Below are 17076 nucleotides of genomic sequence, written 5' to 3' on the forward strand. Positions count from 1 at the left end.
TAAGTGAAAACGGTCGCCCTTTTCCTGCATGAACGGTAGTAATCTGCAGGAGCTTTCAACTTCAACGCGGTATTCTAACGGGTTTTTCGGCAGAATGTGGTGATTTTTATTAGCTCACCAACATTCCACCGAGTTTCCAGCCTGTTTTGCATATTTCATAGGCAAAACAGGCTGATTTTCGCTGTTTTTAAACAGCTTGGTTGGGCTTTTTGACACGGAACCAGGCCGCATACAAAGCCGGCAGGAACAACAGTGTCAGTGCCGTGGCCAAAATCAGCCCCCCCATGATGGCCACCGCCATCGGGCCCCAGAACACGGAACGCGACAATGGGATCATGGCCAGTGCCGCCGCAGCAGCCGTCAATATAATTGGGCGGCAACGGCGTACAGCCGATTCGACGATGGCATCCCACGGCGCGGCGCCGCCGGCAATATCCTGTTCGATCTGGTCGACCAGAATCACCGAGTTACGGATAATCATGCCGAACAGCGCAATAATCCCCAGATTCGCCACAAAGCCCAGCGGCCGGCCCAGCAACAGCAGCGCCATGGCCGCCCCTGCCACACCTAGCGGCCCCGTGAGGAATACCAGCAAGGCACGCGAGAAGCTGTGCAATTGCAGCATCAGCAAGGTGAAAATGATGAAGATCGCCAGCGGCAGATTGGCTGCAATCGAAGCTTCTGCCGAACCACTATCAGCCGCCGCACCTTTCACGGTAATCGCATAGCCGGCCGGCAGTTGCTCGCGCAACGCCTTCAGCTTAGGTTCGATCTGCCCCGATACGGTAGGCCCCTGTATGTTATCAGCCACATCGGACTGCACGGTAATCGCCCATTCGCGCCCTTCACGCCACACCACGCCCGGCTCCCACACAAAGTGGGCACGGGCCAGCTGGCTCAGCGCCACGGATTTGCCACTGGCCGTAGGAATATTGGTATTGTTCAATACCGTAATACTGTTGCGCTCTTCTACCGGCTGGCGAATCTGGATATCGATTAACTTGATGTCCTCGCGGAATTGGCCGATGGTGGTACCAGTTAGTACAGTGTTGGCTGCACGCATCACCGTCTGCGAACTTACGCCCAGTGCACGCATACGATCCTGATCCAGATCGAGGCGCAGCACTTTGATCGATTCATTCCAGTTGTCGTTGACGCCCACCGTGTTCGGGTTGGCGCGCATGATGTCCTTGACCTGATCGGCAATCGCACGCACTTTGGCCACATCGCCGCCCGTCACACGGAACTGCACAGGATACGGCACGGGCGGACCATTCGGCAGCAGCTTGACGCGGCCGCGCACTTCCGGGAAGTCGTGTTTAAACACGTCGATAATCTTTTCCCGTAAAGCGGTACGCGCCTGCAGATCCTTAGGCAGCACCACGATCTGCGACACGTTGGTCTGCGGGAAGATCTGATCGAGCGGCAGGTAGAAACGGGGACTGCCCGTACCCACATAGCTGGTCACGCTGACCACGCCTTCCTGCTTGCGGATGAACGCTTCGAACTTTTTCACCTGCGCTTCGTTGGCCGCATAGGTAGTGCCTTCCGGCGTCCACATTTCCACCATCAGTTCGGGACGGCTGGAATCAGGGAAGAACTGCTTCTCGATGAAGTTGAAGCCATACACGCCCAGCGCGAAGATGGCCAGCGAAGCGATGATGGTGGTCTTGCGGAACTCCACGCACCAGTTGACGATGGCGCGGAAGCGGCGGAAACCCGGCGTATCGAACAGTTCATGACCGTGGTCGCCGGCAGCATGCGGCTTGACCTTGAGCAGCACATAACCGATGTAGGGCGTGAACACCACCGCCACCACCCACGAAATTACCAGCGCCAGCGCATTCACCGAGAACAGCGAGAAGGTGTATTCGCCGGCCGCCGACTTGGCCAGCCCGATCGGCAGGAAGCCCGCCACGGTAATCAGGGTACCGGTCAGCATGGGAATGGCCGTCGAGGTGTAAGCATAGGTGGCAGCATCGAAGCGCGACATGCCCTCCTCCATCTTACGCACCATCATTTCCACCGCGATGATGGCGTCATCCACCAGCAGGCCCAGCGCAATAATCAGGGCGCCCAGCGAAATCTTGTGCAGGTCGATGTCCAGCATGCGCATACACAGGAAAGTCACGGCCAGCACCAGCGGAATGGTCAGCGCCACCACCAGACCGGGGCGCACATCGAGACGGAACGGTTTGCTATGCAGGCCCAGCGCCACAAAGCTCACGGCCAGCACGATCAGCACGGCTTCGATCAGGGTATGGATGAACTCGCCCACCGAGGCTTTCACCGCCTCCGGCTGGTTGGACACCCGCTCCAGCTCGATACCGACCGGCAGCTTGGCTTTCAGCGCCGCTACCTTGGCTTCCATGTTCTGGCCCAGGACAATAATATTGCCCCCCTTCTCCATCGACACACCCAGACCGATCACGGCCTTGCCGTTGTAGCGCATGGTATTGCCGGGAGGGTCCTGATACTGGCGCTTGATGGTGGCAAAATCGCCCAGACGGAAGGTCGTGCCATTTGCCCGCAACTCCAGATTTTCCAGATCTTTCAGGGTTTTCAGGGCACCCGTCACACGTACCTGCAGATTATCGGTAGGCGTCACCAGCACACCGCTGGCCTCCACCGTATTCTGGGTAGCAATCTGGTTGGCGATGACTTCGATCGGCACGCCCAGCTGGGCGAATTTATGGTGCGAGAACTCGATATTGATTTTCTCGTCCTGCACGCCGAACAGTTCCACCTTGGATACCAGCTTCACGCCCAGCAACTGCTGGCGCACGAAATCGGCATAATCCTTCATTTCGGCATAGGTATAACCGTCACCCGAGAGGGCGAAGATGGAGCCGTAGGTATCGCCGAATTCGTCATTGAAGAACGGTCCCTGCACGCCGGCCGGCAGCGAGCCACGGATATCGCCTATCTTCTTGCGCACCTGATACCACGACTGCGCCACATCTTTCGGTGGTGCCGATTCGCGCAGCTTCAGGATAATGGTGGTTTCGCCGGGCTTGGAATAGCTGCTGATCTCGTCGATGTCGGGCGTTTCCTGCAGTTTCTTTTCCAGCTTGTCGGTAACCTGCTCGGCCATCTGCAGCGAGGTCGCGCCCGGCCACATGGCACGCACCACCATGGCGCGGAAGGTGAACGGCGGATCCTCATCCTGCCCCAGATTGCTGTAGCTGAGCATGCCGCCTATCAGCAGCACGGCAATCAGATAGCGCGTGAGGGGGATATGTTCGAGCGCCCAGCGGGAAAGATTGAAGCCGCCCTTCATTTAGCGCTCCCCGCTGCCGGGGTGGCGACAGGCGTGGTTGCAGGATGGGCTGCTGGCAAATCCTGCCCCAGAATTTTTACCTGCTGGCCCGGCTTAAGCAGATTCACGCCAGCCGTCACCACCATCTGACCCGCTTTTACGCCACTGGACAAGACAATGTCGTTGCCCACTGCCCCGCCCACGGTGACAGGCACCAGCTTGACAGTATTGCGCTCCACCAGCCATACGGAGGTGGCGGATTTTTCATAATACAGTGCCGTCAGCGGCACTTTAATCTGTGGCGCAGCCGTCTTGGCATTGAACTGCACCACGGCCGTCATACCCAGTTTGGCGTCTTCCAGCGTATCCGGCAGCGTCACTTTAACGGTGTAAGTACGGGTGGCGGCATCGGCCACGGGCGAAATCTCGCGGATCTTGCCAGCCACGGTGCGCTGCGGATCAGCCCAGAGGCGGATCTGCACGTCGGCCACGCGGCGCAGGCTATCGACCTTATCTTCCGGCAAGCCGATCACCACTTCTTTCTCGCCATGCTTGGCCACCCGCACTACCGGCGTGCCGGCCGCCACCACCTGCCCTACTTCGGCATCCACGGCCGTTACCACGCCGTCAATGTCGGCCACCAGTGCACTATAGCCAGCCTGATTCGACTGGCCCCGGTAGGCCGCCTGGGCCGCATCGACATTTGCCTGCGCCGCCTTGAAACCGGCATCCTTGGCATCGAGCACGGCAGCGCTGACGAAATTCTTGGCGCGCAATTCCTGATAACGCTTGAGTTCAGCCTGCGCCAGATCGCGATTGGTCTCAGCCGAACGCAGACCGGCCAGCGCTTGCGCCTGCGCCAGTTGCAGATCTTGCGGGTCGAGCTGCATCAGCACCTGACCTTTTTTAACCACCGTGCCTACATCAACCTTGCGCGCAACGATCTTGCCGCCCACACGGAAACCGAGGCGTGACTCTATTCTGGCCCGCACTTCGCCGGAAAACTCGGCATCCACCGCCACATCGCTGGCGGCCAACTGCATGGCCCGCACGGGGCGTATCTCTTCAGTCTTCTCGACGGGCTTGGAACAGCCTGCCAGCATGGCGACCGCAAAAGCAACAATAGTGAGGGGGTAGTACTGGCGCTGTCTGGTGAAGGCGGTCACGGTTTCTTCCTTTAACTTGCTCTAGAGTGTAGATGGCTCTAATATTACGATTTGGAAATTAATGACTTTCCGTTAATTTATTATAAGCCGAGCCCATCTGTTTGCAAATGACTTTGGCGTCATTAATTTTAAATTCTGCTTTTAGGCTTCGCTTTTATGTCGGTTGACCACTACGAAAATTTTCCCGTTGCCTCGATTTTGCTGCCCGGACGGCTACGCCCTGCCGTCGAAGCCATCTACGCTTTTGCCCGCAGTGCCGACGATCTGGCCGATGAAGGCGATGCCGCACCCGAACAACGACTGGCGGCACTGAACGCCTACGAAGCCGAACTGGCCCGCATCGATAGCGGCGCCGACAGTGAAGATCCCCTGTTTGCCCGTCTGGCTAGCGCAATACGCCGCCACGAGCTGCCGATCAGACCGTTCTACGAGCTGTTATCGGCGTTCAAGCAGGATGTGCTGGTCAGCCGTTACCAGAGCTACGACGGTCTGCTCGACTACTGCTCGCGCTCGGCCAATCCGGTAGGTACGCTGATGCTGCACCTGTATGGCGCTGCCGACGAGGAGAATATCCGTGACTCGGATGCTATCTGCACCGCGCTGCAACTGATTAATTTCCTGCAGGACGTGGCGATCGATCTGCACAAAGAGCGCATCTATATTCCGCTGGAAGACTTGAACCGCTATGCTATTTCGCCTGCCGCACTCGATCATCCGAGTGCGCGGCCACGCTGGCGCTCGATGATGAAGTTCGAGGTGGAGCGGGCGCGCGCCCTGATGCTGAGCGGCGCGCCGCTGGCTTTGCGACTCAAGGGCCGCATCGGTTTCGAGCTGCGCATGGTGATACAGGGTGGCCTGCACATACTCGATGCCATCGAGGCGGCCGAGTACGACGTATTCCTGCACCGCCCCAAACTGGCCAAGCGCGACTGGCTGTCCATCTTCTGGGCTGCCGTGCGCATGAAAAAGCAGATGCGCCTGATATACGGTCTGGCCTGAAGCCCCACAGGCCAGTCCATAACCGATAGAATAGCGGCTTCGAAGTCATTCTTGCTTTTTTATCCATGTCTCCCGACGACTACTGCCAGCAAAAGACCGCACAAAGCGGCTCCAGTTTTTACTACAGCTTTCTGTTCCTGCCGCCGGAACGTCGTCGCGCTATTACCGCTCTGTATGCTTTCTGCCGCGAAGTGGATGACACGGTGGATGATTGCACCGACGAGTCCGTCGCCCGCATCAAACTGGCATGGTGGCGCAAGGAGATCGCCAATATGTATGCAGGCCAGCAGAGCCATCCTGTAACCCAGGCGCTGCAGCCCCATCTGGCACTGTACGATCTGAAACAGGAACACCTGCAGGCCATCATCGATGGCATGGAAATGGATCTGAACCAGACCCGCTACCTCGATTACGCCGCCCTCAGCAAATACTGCTGGCATGTGGCCAGCGTGGTCGGCATCCTGTCGGCCAGCATTTTCGGTGCGACGCGGCCAGAAACCCTGCGCTATGCGGAGAAGCTGGGCCATGCCTTCCAGCTCACCAACATCATCCGCGATGTGGGCGAAGATGCGCGCAAAGGCCGCATCTACCTGCCCATCAACGAACTGCAGCAATTCAATGTCACCGCCGCCGACCTGCTGAATGCCCGCCACAGCGAGAAATTCGAGCAGCTGATGGCCTTCCAGACGGCACGTGCACAGGCCGCCTATGACGAAGCCTATGCCCTGCTGCCTAAAGAAGACCGGCGCGCCCAGCGTCCCGGCCTGATGATGGCCGCCATCTACCGCACTCTACTGACGGAAGTAGAGGCCGACGGCTACCACGTGCTGACCCAGCGCATCTCGCTCACGCCTATCCGCAAACTGTGGCTGGCGTGGAAGACTTACATCCGTGGATAAGCCGGCCGTCGAACAGCGTGGCAGCGCTAGTTCGGCCAGCAAGCCGGGCGCGCCTGAGGCTGCCGTCATCGGTGGCGGCTGGGCCGGCTGCGCCGCGGCCGTCGAACTGGCCAGCGCCGGCTACAAAGTCACCCTGCTGGAAGCGGCCCGTACACTGGGCGGGCGCGCGCGCCGCATCGAAACGGACGGGCGCCAGCTCGATAACGGCCAGCACATCATGCTGGGCGCCTACAGTTCCACCCTCAGCCTGCTACGCCGTATCGGCGTGGATGCCCGCGAGGCCTTGCTCACGCTGCCGCTACAGATGCGCTATCCGGCCGGCAGCGATGGCATGGATTTCATTGCTCCCCGTTTACCGGCGCCCCTCCATCTGGCCGTGGCCCTGCTGCGTGCCAAGGGCCTGAGCGGGGCCGACAAAATCAGTCTGGCGCGCTTTTCCAGCACGGCGCGCTGGGCCGGCTGGCGCCTTAATGTGGATTGCAGCGTCAGCGAACTGCTGCAGCGCTGGGATCAGACCGACAATCTGATCCGCCTGATGTGGCGCCCCCTGTGTCTGGCTGCGCTGAATACGGCACCGGAACGCGCTTCCGCGCAGATTTTTCTGAATGTGCTGCGTGACAGTCTGGGCGCCAGCCGCAGCGCGTCCGACATGCTGCTGCCACGGCATGACCTGACCCGCTTGCTACCGCAAGCTGCGGCGGCCTATATCAGCGCACGGGGCGGCTCCATCCGCACGGGCGCCAGCGTCAAAGCCCTGCGCTCGATCGAAGGCCGGCTGTGGCAACTGGACATCAGCGGCGCGGCCGTAGGCGGCAACTGGAGCACCTATTTCCCCCATGTGGTACTGGCCACGGGCGCCAGTCAGGCGGCCAGCCTGCTGCACGCGATTCCCGACTGCGATACCAGCGCGATCTGCCAGCAGCTGACTGCGCTAGAACCGGAAGCCATTACCACCTGCTACCTGCAGTACGACACCGGGCTCAGGCTGGAGCAGCCGTTCTATGCCCTGCCCGACGATGCCAGCCGGCAGCACTGGGGCCAGTTCGTGTTCGACCGTGGCCAGCTCGATAGCCAGCAAGCGGGCCTGCTGGCCGTGGTCATCAGCGCTGCTGGGGCCGCCGCCAGCCTGCCGCAGGAAACGCTGGCCCGCGCCATTACGGTACAACTGGCGCAAGCGCTGCAGCTGCCGCGCTTGCTGCAGCCGGACTGGATCAAGGTGATTACGGAAAAACGCGCTACCTTTGCCAGCACCCCGGGCCTGCTGCGCCCCGCCAATGCCAGCGGTCTGGCCGGCCTGATGCTGGCAGGCGACTATACGGCCGGCGACTACCCCGCCACACTGGAAGGGGCAGTACGCAGTGGCCTGGCAGCTGCGCGCGCGATCCGCTTTGGCAATGCTGCCGCCTAGGTGGCCGATTCTGCCGCCTGCTCCCGCATTTCTGCATTTCATCACATGGGCGTGGAAACTCGACGACGATCCCGCTAGAGTAGCAACATAGGGCATATTGCAAACGATTGCTACGCAAACAGACACACGCTATGAATAAGCAGGCATACCTCGAACAACTGAGACTGGCGCTCCAGGGTCTGCCACCGGAAACGGTGGCAGCCACGCTGGCCGACTACGAACAGCGTTTTATCGACGGGCTGGTGGCCGGACGCAGCGAAAGCGAAATCTATCAGGAGCTGGAAGCGCCACGGCAGGTTGCCATGAAATTGCGCACCGCCGCCCACCTGAACGCCGAACTGGCACAGCCGGTGGTAAAACAGCGCCCGTTCCAGCCCGTGCGCACCTTGGCCACCCTGATCGGACTGGCGCTGTTCAACCTGTTCATGGTGATTCCCGCTGCCGTCTATGCCTCCCTGCTGGGCGCCGTATACATTTCCGCCTTCGCGTTCTACATCGGCGGGATCGCGCTGGTCTCGAGCGGTCTGTCCGGCCAGAACGAACTGGCACTGGAAGGGCCGCTACGCCATGTGATGGCCTACACCAGCAGCCATTTCGATACGGAGGAAGAACAGCAGGCCAGCGAAGGCTGGCGCATGACGATCGATAGCATGGGCGTACAACTGCATCAGGATGAAGACACCCCGCGCAGCCAGAATGGCGACGATAGTCTGAGCCGCGGCGGCCGCCTGCTCAACCGCGCCGAGGCCGTCGCCGCCGGCGACCTGCACATCACTACCGATTTCGATAATGGCGCACGCACCACCCAGAGCCTGATCGGCTTTGGCCTGATACTGGGTGGCATAGGCTTCTGCCTGCTGGCCGTGGTGCTGAGCCGTTACACCATCATCGGCCTGAAACGCTACGCTGCTGCCAACCTGTCGCTGCTGCGCGGCCAATAGGATGATTCTATGCGCTCACTGATTAAACTTGCCACCAGCCTGCTGTTACTGGCCTTTGTGCTGATCGGCATCAGCTATTCCATGCTTAAAGCCTATGGCACCACCAGCGGCAGCAATCCCGCTGGGCGTGCACTGGCGGGCGAAAACCGCCCTGTCGACGGCATGGTGAACACCGTCGAAATCCATGGTCCGATCGACCTGATGCTGACCCAGGGTCAGCCCGCCAGCCTGAAAGTACGGGGCGAACAGCGCTCGCTGGGCAATATCGAAACCATCCAGGACGGCGCGGAACTGCACATCGGCACCAAAGGTATGCTGCTTAATCCGCGCCACCGCCTCAGAGTGGAGCTGGTGCTGCCCGATCTACGCGAACTGGCCGTCAACAGCAGCGGCGAAACGCGGGTGCAGGGTTTTAGCGGCGACAAGCTGGAACTGCAGTTGCACGGTTCCGGCAATCTGGATTTTACGGGACGCTATCGCACGCTGGCAGCCGGCATACACGGCAGCGGCCACCTGAATCTGAATTCCGGCAATAGCGACCACCTGACGCTGGAAATGGTGGGCTCGGGCGCCCTCACCGCGTCTGGCAGCTGCAAGGATCTGAATGCGGAAGTCACGGGATCGGGCGACCTCGATGCGCGCCACCTGAGCGCCGACAAAGTGGTGCTGAATCAGCGCGGCTCGGGCAGTAGCCAGATCTTCGCGCGCCGCAGCGCCGACCTGACGCTGCGCGGCAGTGGCGATGTACGGGTACTCGGTCGCCCCGACCAGCGCACAGTAGACCGCAACGGTTCAGGTGACGTGCACTGGGAATAGTCGCAGCGCGCCGGGACAGGGCTATGCCTGTTTGCCCAGCCAGTCCAGCACATTGCGGGCGGCCGCCTGAGCACTGGCCAGACAGGCCGTGAGCAGATAGCCGCCGGTCGGCGCCTCCCAGTCCACCATCTCGCCGGCCACAAACACGCCGGGCATGGCGCGCAGCATACTGCCGTCGAGCGCGTCCCAGCGCACCCCGCCGGCACTGCTGATGGCTTCATCGATAGGCCGGGGACGCAGCAGACGCACGGGCAGGTGCTTGATCGCCTGTGCTAATTGCACAGCATCGGCATACGCTTCCTTGCTCACACATTCGCGCAACAAGCCTGCTTTCACGCCCTTGATGCCCAAGCGGCTCTGCAGGTGGCTGGCCATGGAACGGGCGCCACGGGGGCGCTCCACTTCGGCCAGCACCCGTTCGGCACTGTAGTCAGGCAGTAGATCGAGGTAGATAGTGGCATGGCCGTCTGCATTGATCTGTTCGCGCAGTGCCGCCGACAAGGCATAAATCAGGCTCCCCTCTACCCCGCCCGCCGTCACCACGAACTGGCCCTGTTTGTATGCCTGCCTGCCATCGGTCGTGCGGCTGGCAATGGCAACGGTGGTCAGCGGCTGTCCCGCATAGCGCTCGCTGAAATGCGCCGACCAATCGACATCAAAGCCGCAATTGGCCGGCTGCAGGGGGGCACAGGCCACGCCGTGCTGCGCCAGTACAGGCAACCAGCTACCATCGGAACCCAGCCGTGCCCAGCTTGCGCCACCGAGCGCCAGCACCACGGCATCGGCCTGCCCCCGTACTTCGCCTTGCGGTCCTTGCAACAGCAGCGCGCCATCTCGCCAGCCTTGCCAGCGGTGGCGCATGTGGAACTGCACACCCGCCTCGCGCAAACGATGCAGCCATGCGCGCAGCAAAGGCGCGGCCTTCATATCGGTGGGGAATACGCGGTCAGAGCTACCGACAAACGTTGCCAGTCCCAGACCATGCACCCAGTCGCGCACGGCTTGCGGGCCGAAGGCATCGAGCATGGGCCGTAGCGGCGCCGTGCTGCTGCCATAGCGGGTGACAAACTGCTCATACGGTTCGGCATGCGTGATGTTCATGCCCCCCCGTCCGGCCAGCAGGAATTTGCGTCCTACCGACGGCATGGCATCGTACAGATCAACCTGCACGCCAGCCAGCGCAAGCTGCTGGGCGGCCATCAGGCCAGCGGGGCCGCCGCCAACCACGGCCACCCGCGAGCGCACCGTGTGGGCTGCCTGCTGCGTCATTTAACCGCCCGTCACAGGGGGGAAGAAAGCCACTTCCGCGCCATCCGGCACGGCGGTAGCGGCATCGCACATGACCTGATTGCAGGCCATGCGCAGCGCCGGATGCGCCAGCGCCTGCTGCCAGACCTCGCCACGTGCAGCCAGATGGTCACGCAAGGCGCCCACGGTGGCGACGCCGGCCGGCAAGGACAGCACTTCGGACGAAGCGCCCAGCGCTTCGCGCACGCTGGCAAAAAATTTTACGGTGACAGACATCAGTACATTAACTCGCTAAACGGTATAAATCGCACGCTATCGCCCCGTGTGATGGTCTGGCCGGGCGGATTATCCACCACCCCGTCGCCCCACACGGTAGACGTCAGCACACCGGAACTCTGGTTGGAAAAGCGTTCCAGACCACCTTCGGCGTTCAGACGCACGCGCAGGAATTCATTGCGCCGGTCAGCCTTGGGCCAGTCGAAATCGGCCCGCATGGCATAGCTACGCGGTGCCAGTCCGTGTTGCACACCCTGCAGGCGCAGAATGAAGGGACGCACGAACATCAGGAAAGTAATAAAGCTCGATACAGGATTACCCGGCAAGCCCACAAAGAAGGCCTGCCCGACTTCACCGAACGCCAGCGGCTTGCCCGGCTTGACGGCAATCTGCCACATATTCAGCCGGCCTTCTGCTTCCACTGCAGGCTTGATATGGTCTTCTTCACCGACCGATACGCCGCCGGAAGTGATGATCAGATCATGCGCCTGCGCCGATTCGCGCAGTACGGCACGGGTGGCGGCCAGCGTATCGGGCACGATGCCGAAATCGCTGATCTCGCAGCCCAGATTTTCCAGCAGCGCGCGGATGGTAAAGCGGTTGGAATTGTAGATGGCGCCGGGCGCCAGCGGCTCGCCCGGCATGGTCAGCTCGTCGCCCGTGAAAAATACTGCCACACGCAGCTTGCGCCGCACCGGTAACTGGGCCAGACCCACGGAAGCGGCCAGCCCCAGTTCCTGACTGCGCAGCCGGGTACCGGCCGGCAGTATCACGGCGCCGTCACGGATATCCTCGCCAGCCCGGCGTATCCATTCACCGGACTTGGGCGTATGGCGCACGGTGACCACACCATCCTTGAATTCGCACTGCTCCTGCATGACCACGGCATCGGCACCGGCCGGTATCATGGCGCCCGTGAAAATCCGCGCGGCCGTTCCAGCCTCCAGCGGGCCGCCCACATGCCCAGCCGGAATGCGCTGGGAAACGGGCAGACTGGCGCTACCACTGGCGCAATCGGCGGCGCGCACGGCATAGCCATCCATCTGGGTGTTGTCCATGGCTGGCACATTCATGCTCGAGACTTGTGCCTCGGCCAGCACGCGGCCATTGGCTGCCAGCGTGGCGACGTGTTCGACGCCGTCCACGACACGGGCGGCCGCAGCCATCAGCTGCAGAGCGTCGCTGACAGATAGCATGGCCGGAGGCTGATAGCTGCTCATACGGATACCCTGCTTACAGGCCGGTGTTGCTGGCGATGTAGTCTTTGAGCTTCTGCACGTCGACTGGCATCACCACGAACTTCTGCGGCAGATCCTCGATGTTCTCGAAACCGGCCGGACGTTCGGCGTCCTGACCCAGCGCTTCGAGGATGGTTTCGTTGAACTTGGCTGCCAGCGCGGTTTCCAGCACGATCATGGTGCCGCCCGGTTCGATGTGCTCGCGCGCCACCTTGATGCCGTCCGCCGTGTGGGTATCGATCACGATACCGTAGTCGTCCGCCACATCGCGGATGGTGTCGAGACGGTCGGCATGGGTCGATTTGCCCGATTTGAAGCCGTATTGGGCCACCAGTTTGAACTCGTCGCCATCGCTGCCCGGTTTGCCGGACAGGTCGAAACCGCCATGGGTTTCCACTTTCTGGAACAGCGCGCGGGTACGGTCGCCATCGCGGCCCACCAGATCGTAGATGAAGCGCTCGAAGTTGGACGCCTTGGAAATATCCATCGACGGGCTGCTAGTGTGATAGGTCTCGGCCGATTTACGCACGCGGTACACGCCGGTGCGGAAGAATTCGTCGAGCACGTCGTTTTCGTTGGTCGCCGCCACCAGTTTATCGATCGGCAGGCCCATCATGCGGGCGATATGGCCAGCGCAGATATTGCCGAAGTTACCCGACGGCACGGTGAACGAGACTTTCTGCTCGTTCGAAGTGGTGGCCGACAGATAGCCGCGGAAGTAGTACACCACCTGCGCCACCACACGGGCCCAGTTGATCGAGTTGACGGTGCCGATCTTGTAGCGGCGCTTGAATTCCAGATCGTTGGACACGGCTTTGACCATATCCTGCGCATCATCGAACACGCCTTCGAGGGCAATATTGAAGATATTCGGGTCTTGCAGGCTGAACATCTGCGCCGTCTGGAATGCGCTCATCTTCTTGTGCGGCGACAGCATGAACACGCGTACGCCCTTTTTGCCGCGCATGGCGTATTCGGCCGCGCTACCCGTATCGCCCGACGTCGCGCCGAAGATATTCAGTTGCTCGTCCTGCTTGGCCAGTGCATATTCGAACAGATTACCCAGCAACTGCATGGCCATATCTTTGAAGGCCAGCGTCGGGCCGTTCGACAGCGCCTGCAGCACCAGTTTGCTGCCGTCGGCGCGCTCTTCCAGCACGCGCAGCGGCGTGATCTGGCTGGCTTTTTCACCAGCGCGGGTATTCTTGTAGACTTCCTTGGTATAGGTCTTGGCCGTCAGCGCACGCAGATCCGCTTCCGGTATGTCGGTGGCAAACTTCTTCAGAATCTGGAACGCCAGATCGGCATACGACAACTCGCGCCATGCGTTAAGTTCGTCGCCCGTCACCTGAGGATAGGCGGTCGGCAGGAACAGGCCGCCGTCAGCGGCAAGGCCGCCCAGCAGAATATCGGAAAATTGTTGGGGGGAGGAAGCTGCGGCCGACGCGGCGGCGCGGGTAGACACGTATTGCATAGGTAGGAAAGTCCGGTTGAGCTTACGGCAAATTGGCAGAACGGTACATAGCGAGCGGTTATTATAGTGCCCTCGGGGCAAAGGCGTGAAATTGACGTTGTATTATCTACAGCGCAAGCCACCCAAATGCTGGCAATTTGTCACATCTGCCCCCTATACTGACGGCTGCGCTCACCTGTTCAGCTTGCTTTCGACCCCTAATGCCCGTGTCAGACAACCGCCAGCCACCGCAATTTACCAGCTTCCTCCGTTACTGCGCCGGCCTCATCATCGTTGCCGCTTTAACATTTGTGGCCTATGTCTGGACCGAGAAGCGCATCGACAGCGCCAATGAGCGACGCTACCAGTCGCAAGCACTGATCGAGGAATTGCGCCACTCGTCCGACGATCTGACGCGTATGGCGCGTTCCTACATCATTACGGGCGAGCCGTATTTCCGCGACCACTATCAGGAAATCCTCGACATCCGCGATGGCCGCCTGCCCCGCCCCTTACGCTATGAAGACGTGTACTGGGATCTGGTGCTGGACGGCCAGCACCGGCCGCGCCCATCCGCCGCAGCCGCACCTTTGCTGGACATGATGCGCGCGGCCGGCTTTACCAGCGAGGAAATGGAACTGCTGGCCCAGTCCAAACGGGAGTCGGACCGGCTTTCCACCATCGAACGCAATGCCATCGGCATTCGTGACCGCGCCGACGTCACGCCAGAAGCCCTGCAGCAGGCCATGCTGATGCTGCACAATCCCTACTACCACCATGCCAAGGCGCGCATCATGTCGCCCATCGGCCAAGTCAGCTACAGCGTCGAGCAGCGCACCCGCACCGAAGTCAAACTGGCCGCCAATGATGCGCTGCTGGCGCGCATCGTCTTCGCTCTCACTGCCGTCGGGCTGCTGGTCATGCTATGGCGCGCCAAGCGTAGTCTGGATACGGCGCTGGGCTGCAAGGTCGAACAGCTACAGCAGAGCATCACCCGGCTAGGCAAAGGTGAACTCGATCCTCCCCTGCTGGTACCGCCCAGTGCCCGCGACACCATCTGGGGCTGGCTCGGCGAAATGCAGCGCAATCTGGCACGACTCGATCAGGAACGCCGCGCGGCACAGGAGCGTACCCACCGTCTGAGCCGCCTGTATTTGGCGCTAAGCCAGTGCAATCAGGCCATCGTACGCTGCCACACGGAACACGACCTGTTTCAGCACATTTGCGACGCCATCGTGACCCACGGCGGCATGTCGCTGGCATGGATAGGTGCCGTCGACAGCAGCCAGCATACGCTGGCGGCCGTGGCCTGGGCCGGCAAGGGCACCAGGTATCTGGAACAGGTGCATTTATCGCTGAGTGCCGATGTGCCGGAGGGGTGTGGCCCATCCGGCCTGTCCTACCGTAGCGGCGAGCCGTACTGGTGTCAGGACTTCATGCAAGCCGAGGAAACCCGCATCTGGCATGCGCGCGCCGCCGAATTCGGCTGGGCCGCTTCTACCGCCATTCCGCTACGCCGTCAGGGCAAGGTGGTGGCGATCCTGTCGGTGTATTCGGAAACCCGGCATGCCTTCGATGAAGATGCCCAGAACCTGCTGCTGGAAATGCGCCTCGACATCGAATTCGCGCTGAAGAACTTCGACCACCAGAAGTATCGCAAAGATACCGAGGAAAATCTGCGCAAAAGCGAACAGCGCCTGCGCACCATCATCGAGACGGAACCGGAATGCGTGATGCTGATCGATGCCGCCGGTCAGTTCCAGGACATCAACGCAGCCGGGCTGCGCATGCTGGAAGCGGGCAGTCTGATACAGTTGCAGCAGACTACGCCGGAACAACTGATCCTGCCGGAATACCGGGCAGAGTTTAATCAGTTACTACAGCGGGTGATGGGCGGCGAAGGCGGCCATCTGGAATTCCGCATCCGTGGCCTGCAGGGCACTCTGCGCTGGCTCGAGACCCATGCCGCGCCGATGGATAGCGCCCAAGGGCAGGAACGCATGCTACTGGGAATTACCCGCGATGTGACAGATCGCCGCACCGCCAACGAACGTATCCAGTATCTGGCCCATTACGATGCGCTGACGGGGCTGCCCAACCGTATCCAGTTGCAGGAGCACGCGCACATGGCACTGGCGCTAGCACGCCGCCAGCACAGCACTCTGGCCATGCTGATGCTGGATCTCGATCACTTCAAGGATATCAACGATTCGCTCGGCCACAGCGTGGGCGACCAGCTGCTGTGCGAACTAGCGCAACGCCTGCGCGCCGCCATGCGCGAACAGGATATGGTGGCGCGCCTCGGTGGCGATGAATTCATCTTTGTGCTGCAAGGGCTGAATGCCGATGAGGTCGCAAGTGTCGCCCAGAAGCTGCTCGATCTGATCATCCAGCCATTCCGCATCGGCATCCACGATCTGAAAGTCTCTGCCTCGCTGGGCGTGGCCACCTACCCTAGCGATGGCGAAGAAGTCGAAACCCTGATGCAGCGTGCCGATGCCGCGATGTATCAGGTCAAACGCTCGGGACGCCACGGCATCCGCTTCTTCACCAGCGCCATGCAGCAGCGCGCGGCACGCCATTTACAACTGGTAAATGCACTGCGCTACGCGATCGAACGCAAGCAGCTGCAGGTGGTGTATCAGCCACAGGTGGCCCTGCGCGAACGCGCCATCATCGGTGCCGAAGCCCTGCTACGCTGGGAAACCCCGGAGCTGGGCAGCGTTTCGCCGGCCGAATTTATTCCGGCTGCCGAAGAAAGTGGACTGATACAGAGCATCGGTGCCTGGGTGCTGCGCGAAGCGGTACGACAGGCAGTCCGCTGGCGCGCCGAAGGGCTGCCGCCTATCACCATGGCCGTCAATCTGTCGGCGGTGCAGTTCCGCAATACCGACTTACCTAAGCTGATTACCCGCATTCTGCAGGAAGAAGGGCTGCCGCCCGAATACTTGGAACTGGAACTGACGGAAGCTGTTGCCGTCAACGATCCGCAAGGCGCCATCGCCATGATGAACCAGCTGTACGAACGGGGTGTGCGCATGTCGATCGACGATTTCGGCACCGGCTTCTCGTCGCTCAGCCATCTGAAGAAATTCATGGCCTACAAGCTCAAGATCGACCAGTCCTTCGTGCGCGACATCAGCACCGATGCGGAAGATCGGGCCATCGTCAATGCCATCATCCAGATGGCCCGCAGTCTGGGCATGCGCACCATTGCCGAAGGGGTGGAAACAGTGGAGCAGCTGAGCTACCTGCACGAACATCATTGCGATGAAATTCAGGGCTATTACTTCAGCCGGCCGGTGGCGCCGACGGCGTTCCGCCAGTTGCTGCTCGACGGAGCGGCGCGCTCCTTCAAACTCTAAGGCCGCGC

General features: G+C 61.0%; 12 protein-coding genes. 6 read left to right on the top strand and 6 right to left on the bottom strand.

The genetic code is table 11. The features are described 5' to 3' along the window. Window positions 1–187 precede the first annotated feature (187 nt). Both ABNT42_RS14935 and ABNT42_RS14940 read right to left on the bottom strand, forming a co-directional pair. A complete protein-coding gene (locus ABNT42_RS14935; RefSeq protein ID WP_348698241.1) occupies window positions 188–3280 on the bottom strand; it encodes an efflux RND transporter permease subunit in 3093 nt (1030 codons plus the stop codon). Next, window positions 3277–4425: an efflux RND transporter periplasmic adaptor subunit gene (locus ABNT42_RS14940; protein WP_348698243.1), complete on the bottom strand. Its 1149-nt coding sequence runs from the start codon at window positions 4423–4425 to the stop codon at window positions 3277–3279. The genes ABNT42_RS14935 and ABNT42_RS14940 overlap by 4 nt, the downstream gene beginning before the upstream one ends. Before the next feature lie 156 nt (window positions 4426–4581). Between ABNT42_RS14940 and hpnC the strand changes: the two genes are divergently transcribed. From hpnC to ABNT42_RS14965, 5 genes are all read left to right on the top strand, one after another. Further along, a complete protein-coding gene (gene hpnC / locus ABNT42_RS14945) occupies window positions 4582–5424 on the top strand; it encodes a squalene synthase HpnC (protein ID WP_348698245.1) in 843 nt (280 codons plus the stop codon). A gap of 65 nt (window positions 5425–5489) precedes the next feature. Beyond that, on the top strand, window positions 5490–6323 hold the full coding sequence (gene hpnD, locus ABNT42_RS14950; protein ID WP_348698247.1) for a presqualene diphosphate synthase HpnD: 834 nt from the start codon (window positions 5490–5492) through the stop codon (window positions 6321–6323). A 67-nt stretch (window positions 6324–6390) separates the two neighbouring features. Beyond that, the gene (gene hpnE / locus ABNT42_RS14955) at window positions 6391–7731 is read left to right on the top strand and encodes a hydroxysqualene dehydroxylase HpnE (RefSeq protein WP_348698860.1); all 1341 of its coding nucleotides are present in this window, start codon (window positions 6391–6393) and stop codon (window positions 7729–7731) included. Between the two features lie 131 nt (window positions 7732–7862). Then, on the top strand, window positions 7863–8672 hold the full coding sequence (locus ABNT42_RS14960) for a DUF1700 domain-containing protein (RefSeq protein WP_348698249.1): 810 nt from the start codon (window positions 7863–7865) through the stop codon (window positions 8670–8672). A gap of 9 nt (window positions 8673–8681) precedes the next feature. Continuing rightward, a complete protein-coding gene (locus ABNT42_RS14965) occupies window positions 8682–9488 on the top strand; it encodes a head GIN domain-containing protein (protein ID WP_348698251.1) in 807 nt (268 codons plus the stop codon). 21 nt (window positions 9489–9509) lie between these two features. On the opposite strand, the gene ABNT42_RS14970 is transcribed toward ABNT42_RS14965, so the two are convergent. Genes ABNT42_RS14970 through thrC form a run of 4 tightly spaced genes read right to left on the bottom strand, consistent with a single transcriptional unit; the run spans window position 9510 to window position 13724 of the window. Further along, window positions 9510–10757 carry a TIGR03862 family flavoprotein gene (locus tag ABNT42_RS14970; protein ID WP_348698253.1) on the bottom strand — a complete coding sequence of 416 codons (1248 nt, stop codon included), beginning with the start codon at window positions 10755–10757 and terminating at the stop codon, window positions 9510–9512. Beyond that, window positions 10758–11012 carry a molybdopterin converting factor subunit 1 gene (gene moaD, locus ABNT42_RS14975; RefSeq protein ID WP_348698255.1) on the bottom strand — a complete coding sequence of 85 codons (255 nt, stop codon included), beginning with the start codon at window positions 11010–11012 and terminating at the stop codon, window positions 10758–10760. Beyond that, entirely contained in the window at window positions 11012–12232 is a 1221-nt protein-coding gene (glp, locus tag ABNT42_RS14980; protein WP_348698256.1) for a gephyrin-like molybdotransferase Glp, read from the bottom strand. Before glp ends, moaD begins: the two co-directional genes overlap by 1 nt. A gap of 13 nt (window positions 12233–12245) precedes the next feature. Then, window positions 12246–13724 (bottom strand): threonine synthase, encoded by a 1479-nt coding sequence (thrC, locus tag ABNT42_RS14985; RefSeq protein WP_348698258.1) that lies wholly within the window; start codon window positions 13722–13724, stop codon window positions 12246–12248. A 200-nt stretch (window positions 13725–13924) separates the two neighbouring features. On the opposite strand from thrC, the gene ABNT42_RS14990 reads away from it, so the two are divergent. Beyond that, window positions 13925–17068, top strand: coding sequence for an EAL domain-containing protein (locus ABNT42_RS14990; protein ID WP_348698260.1), 3144 nt, complete (start codon window positions 13925–13927; stop codon window positions 17066–17068). Window positions 17069–17076 lie beyond the last annotated feature (8 nt).

The organism is Duganella fentianensis, from assembly GCF_964031615.1.
Lineage (GTDB): Bacteria > Pseudomonadota > Gammaproteobacteria > Burkholderiales > Burkholderiaceae_D > Rugamonas > Rugamonas fentianensis_A.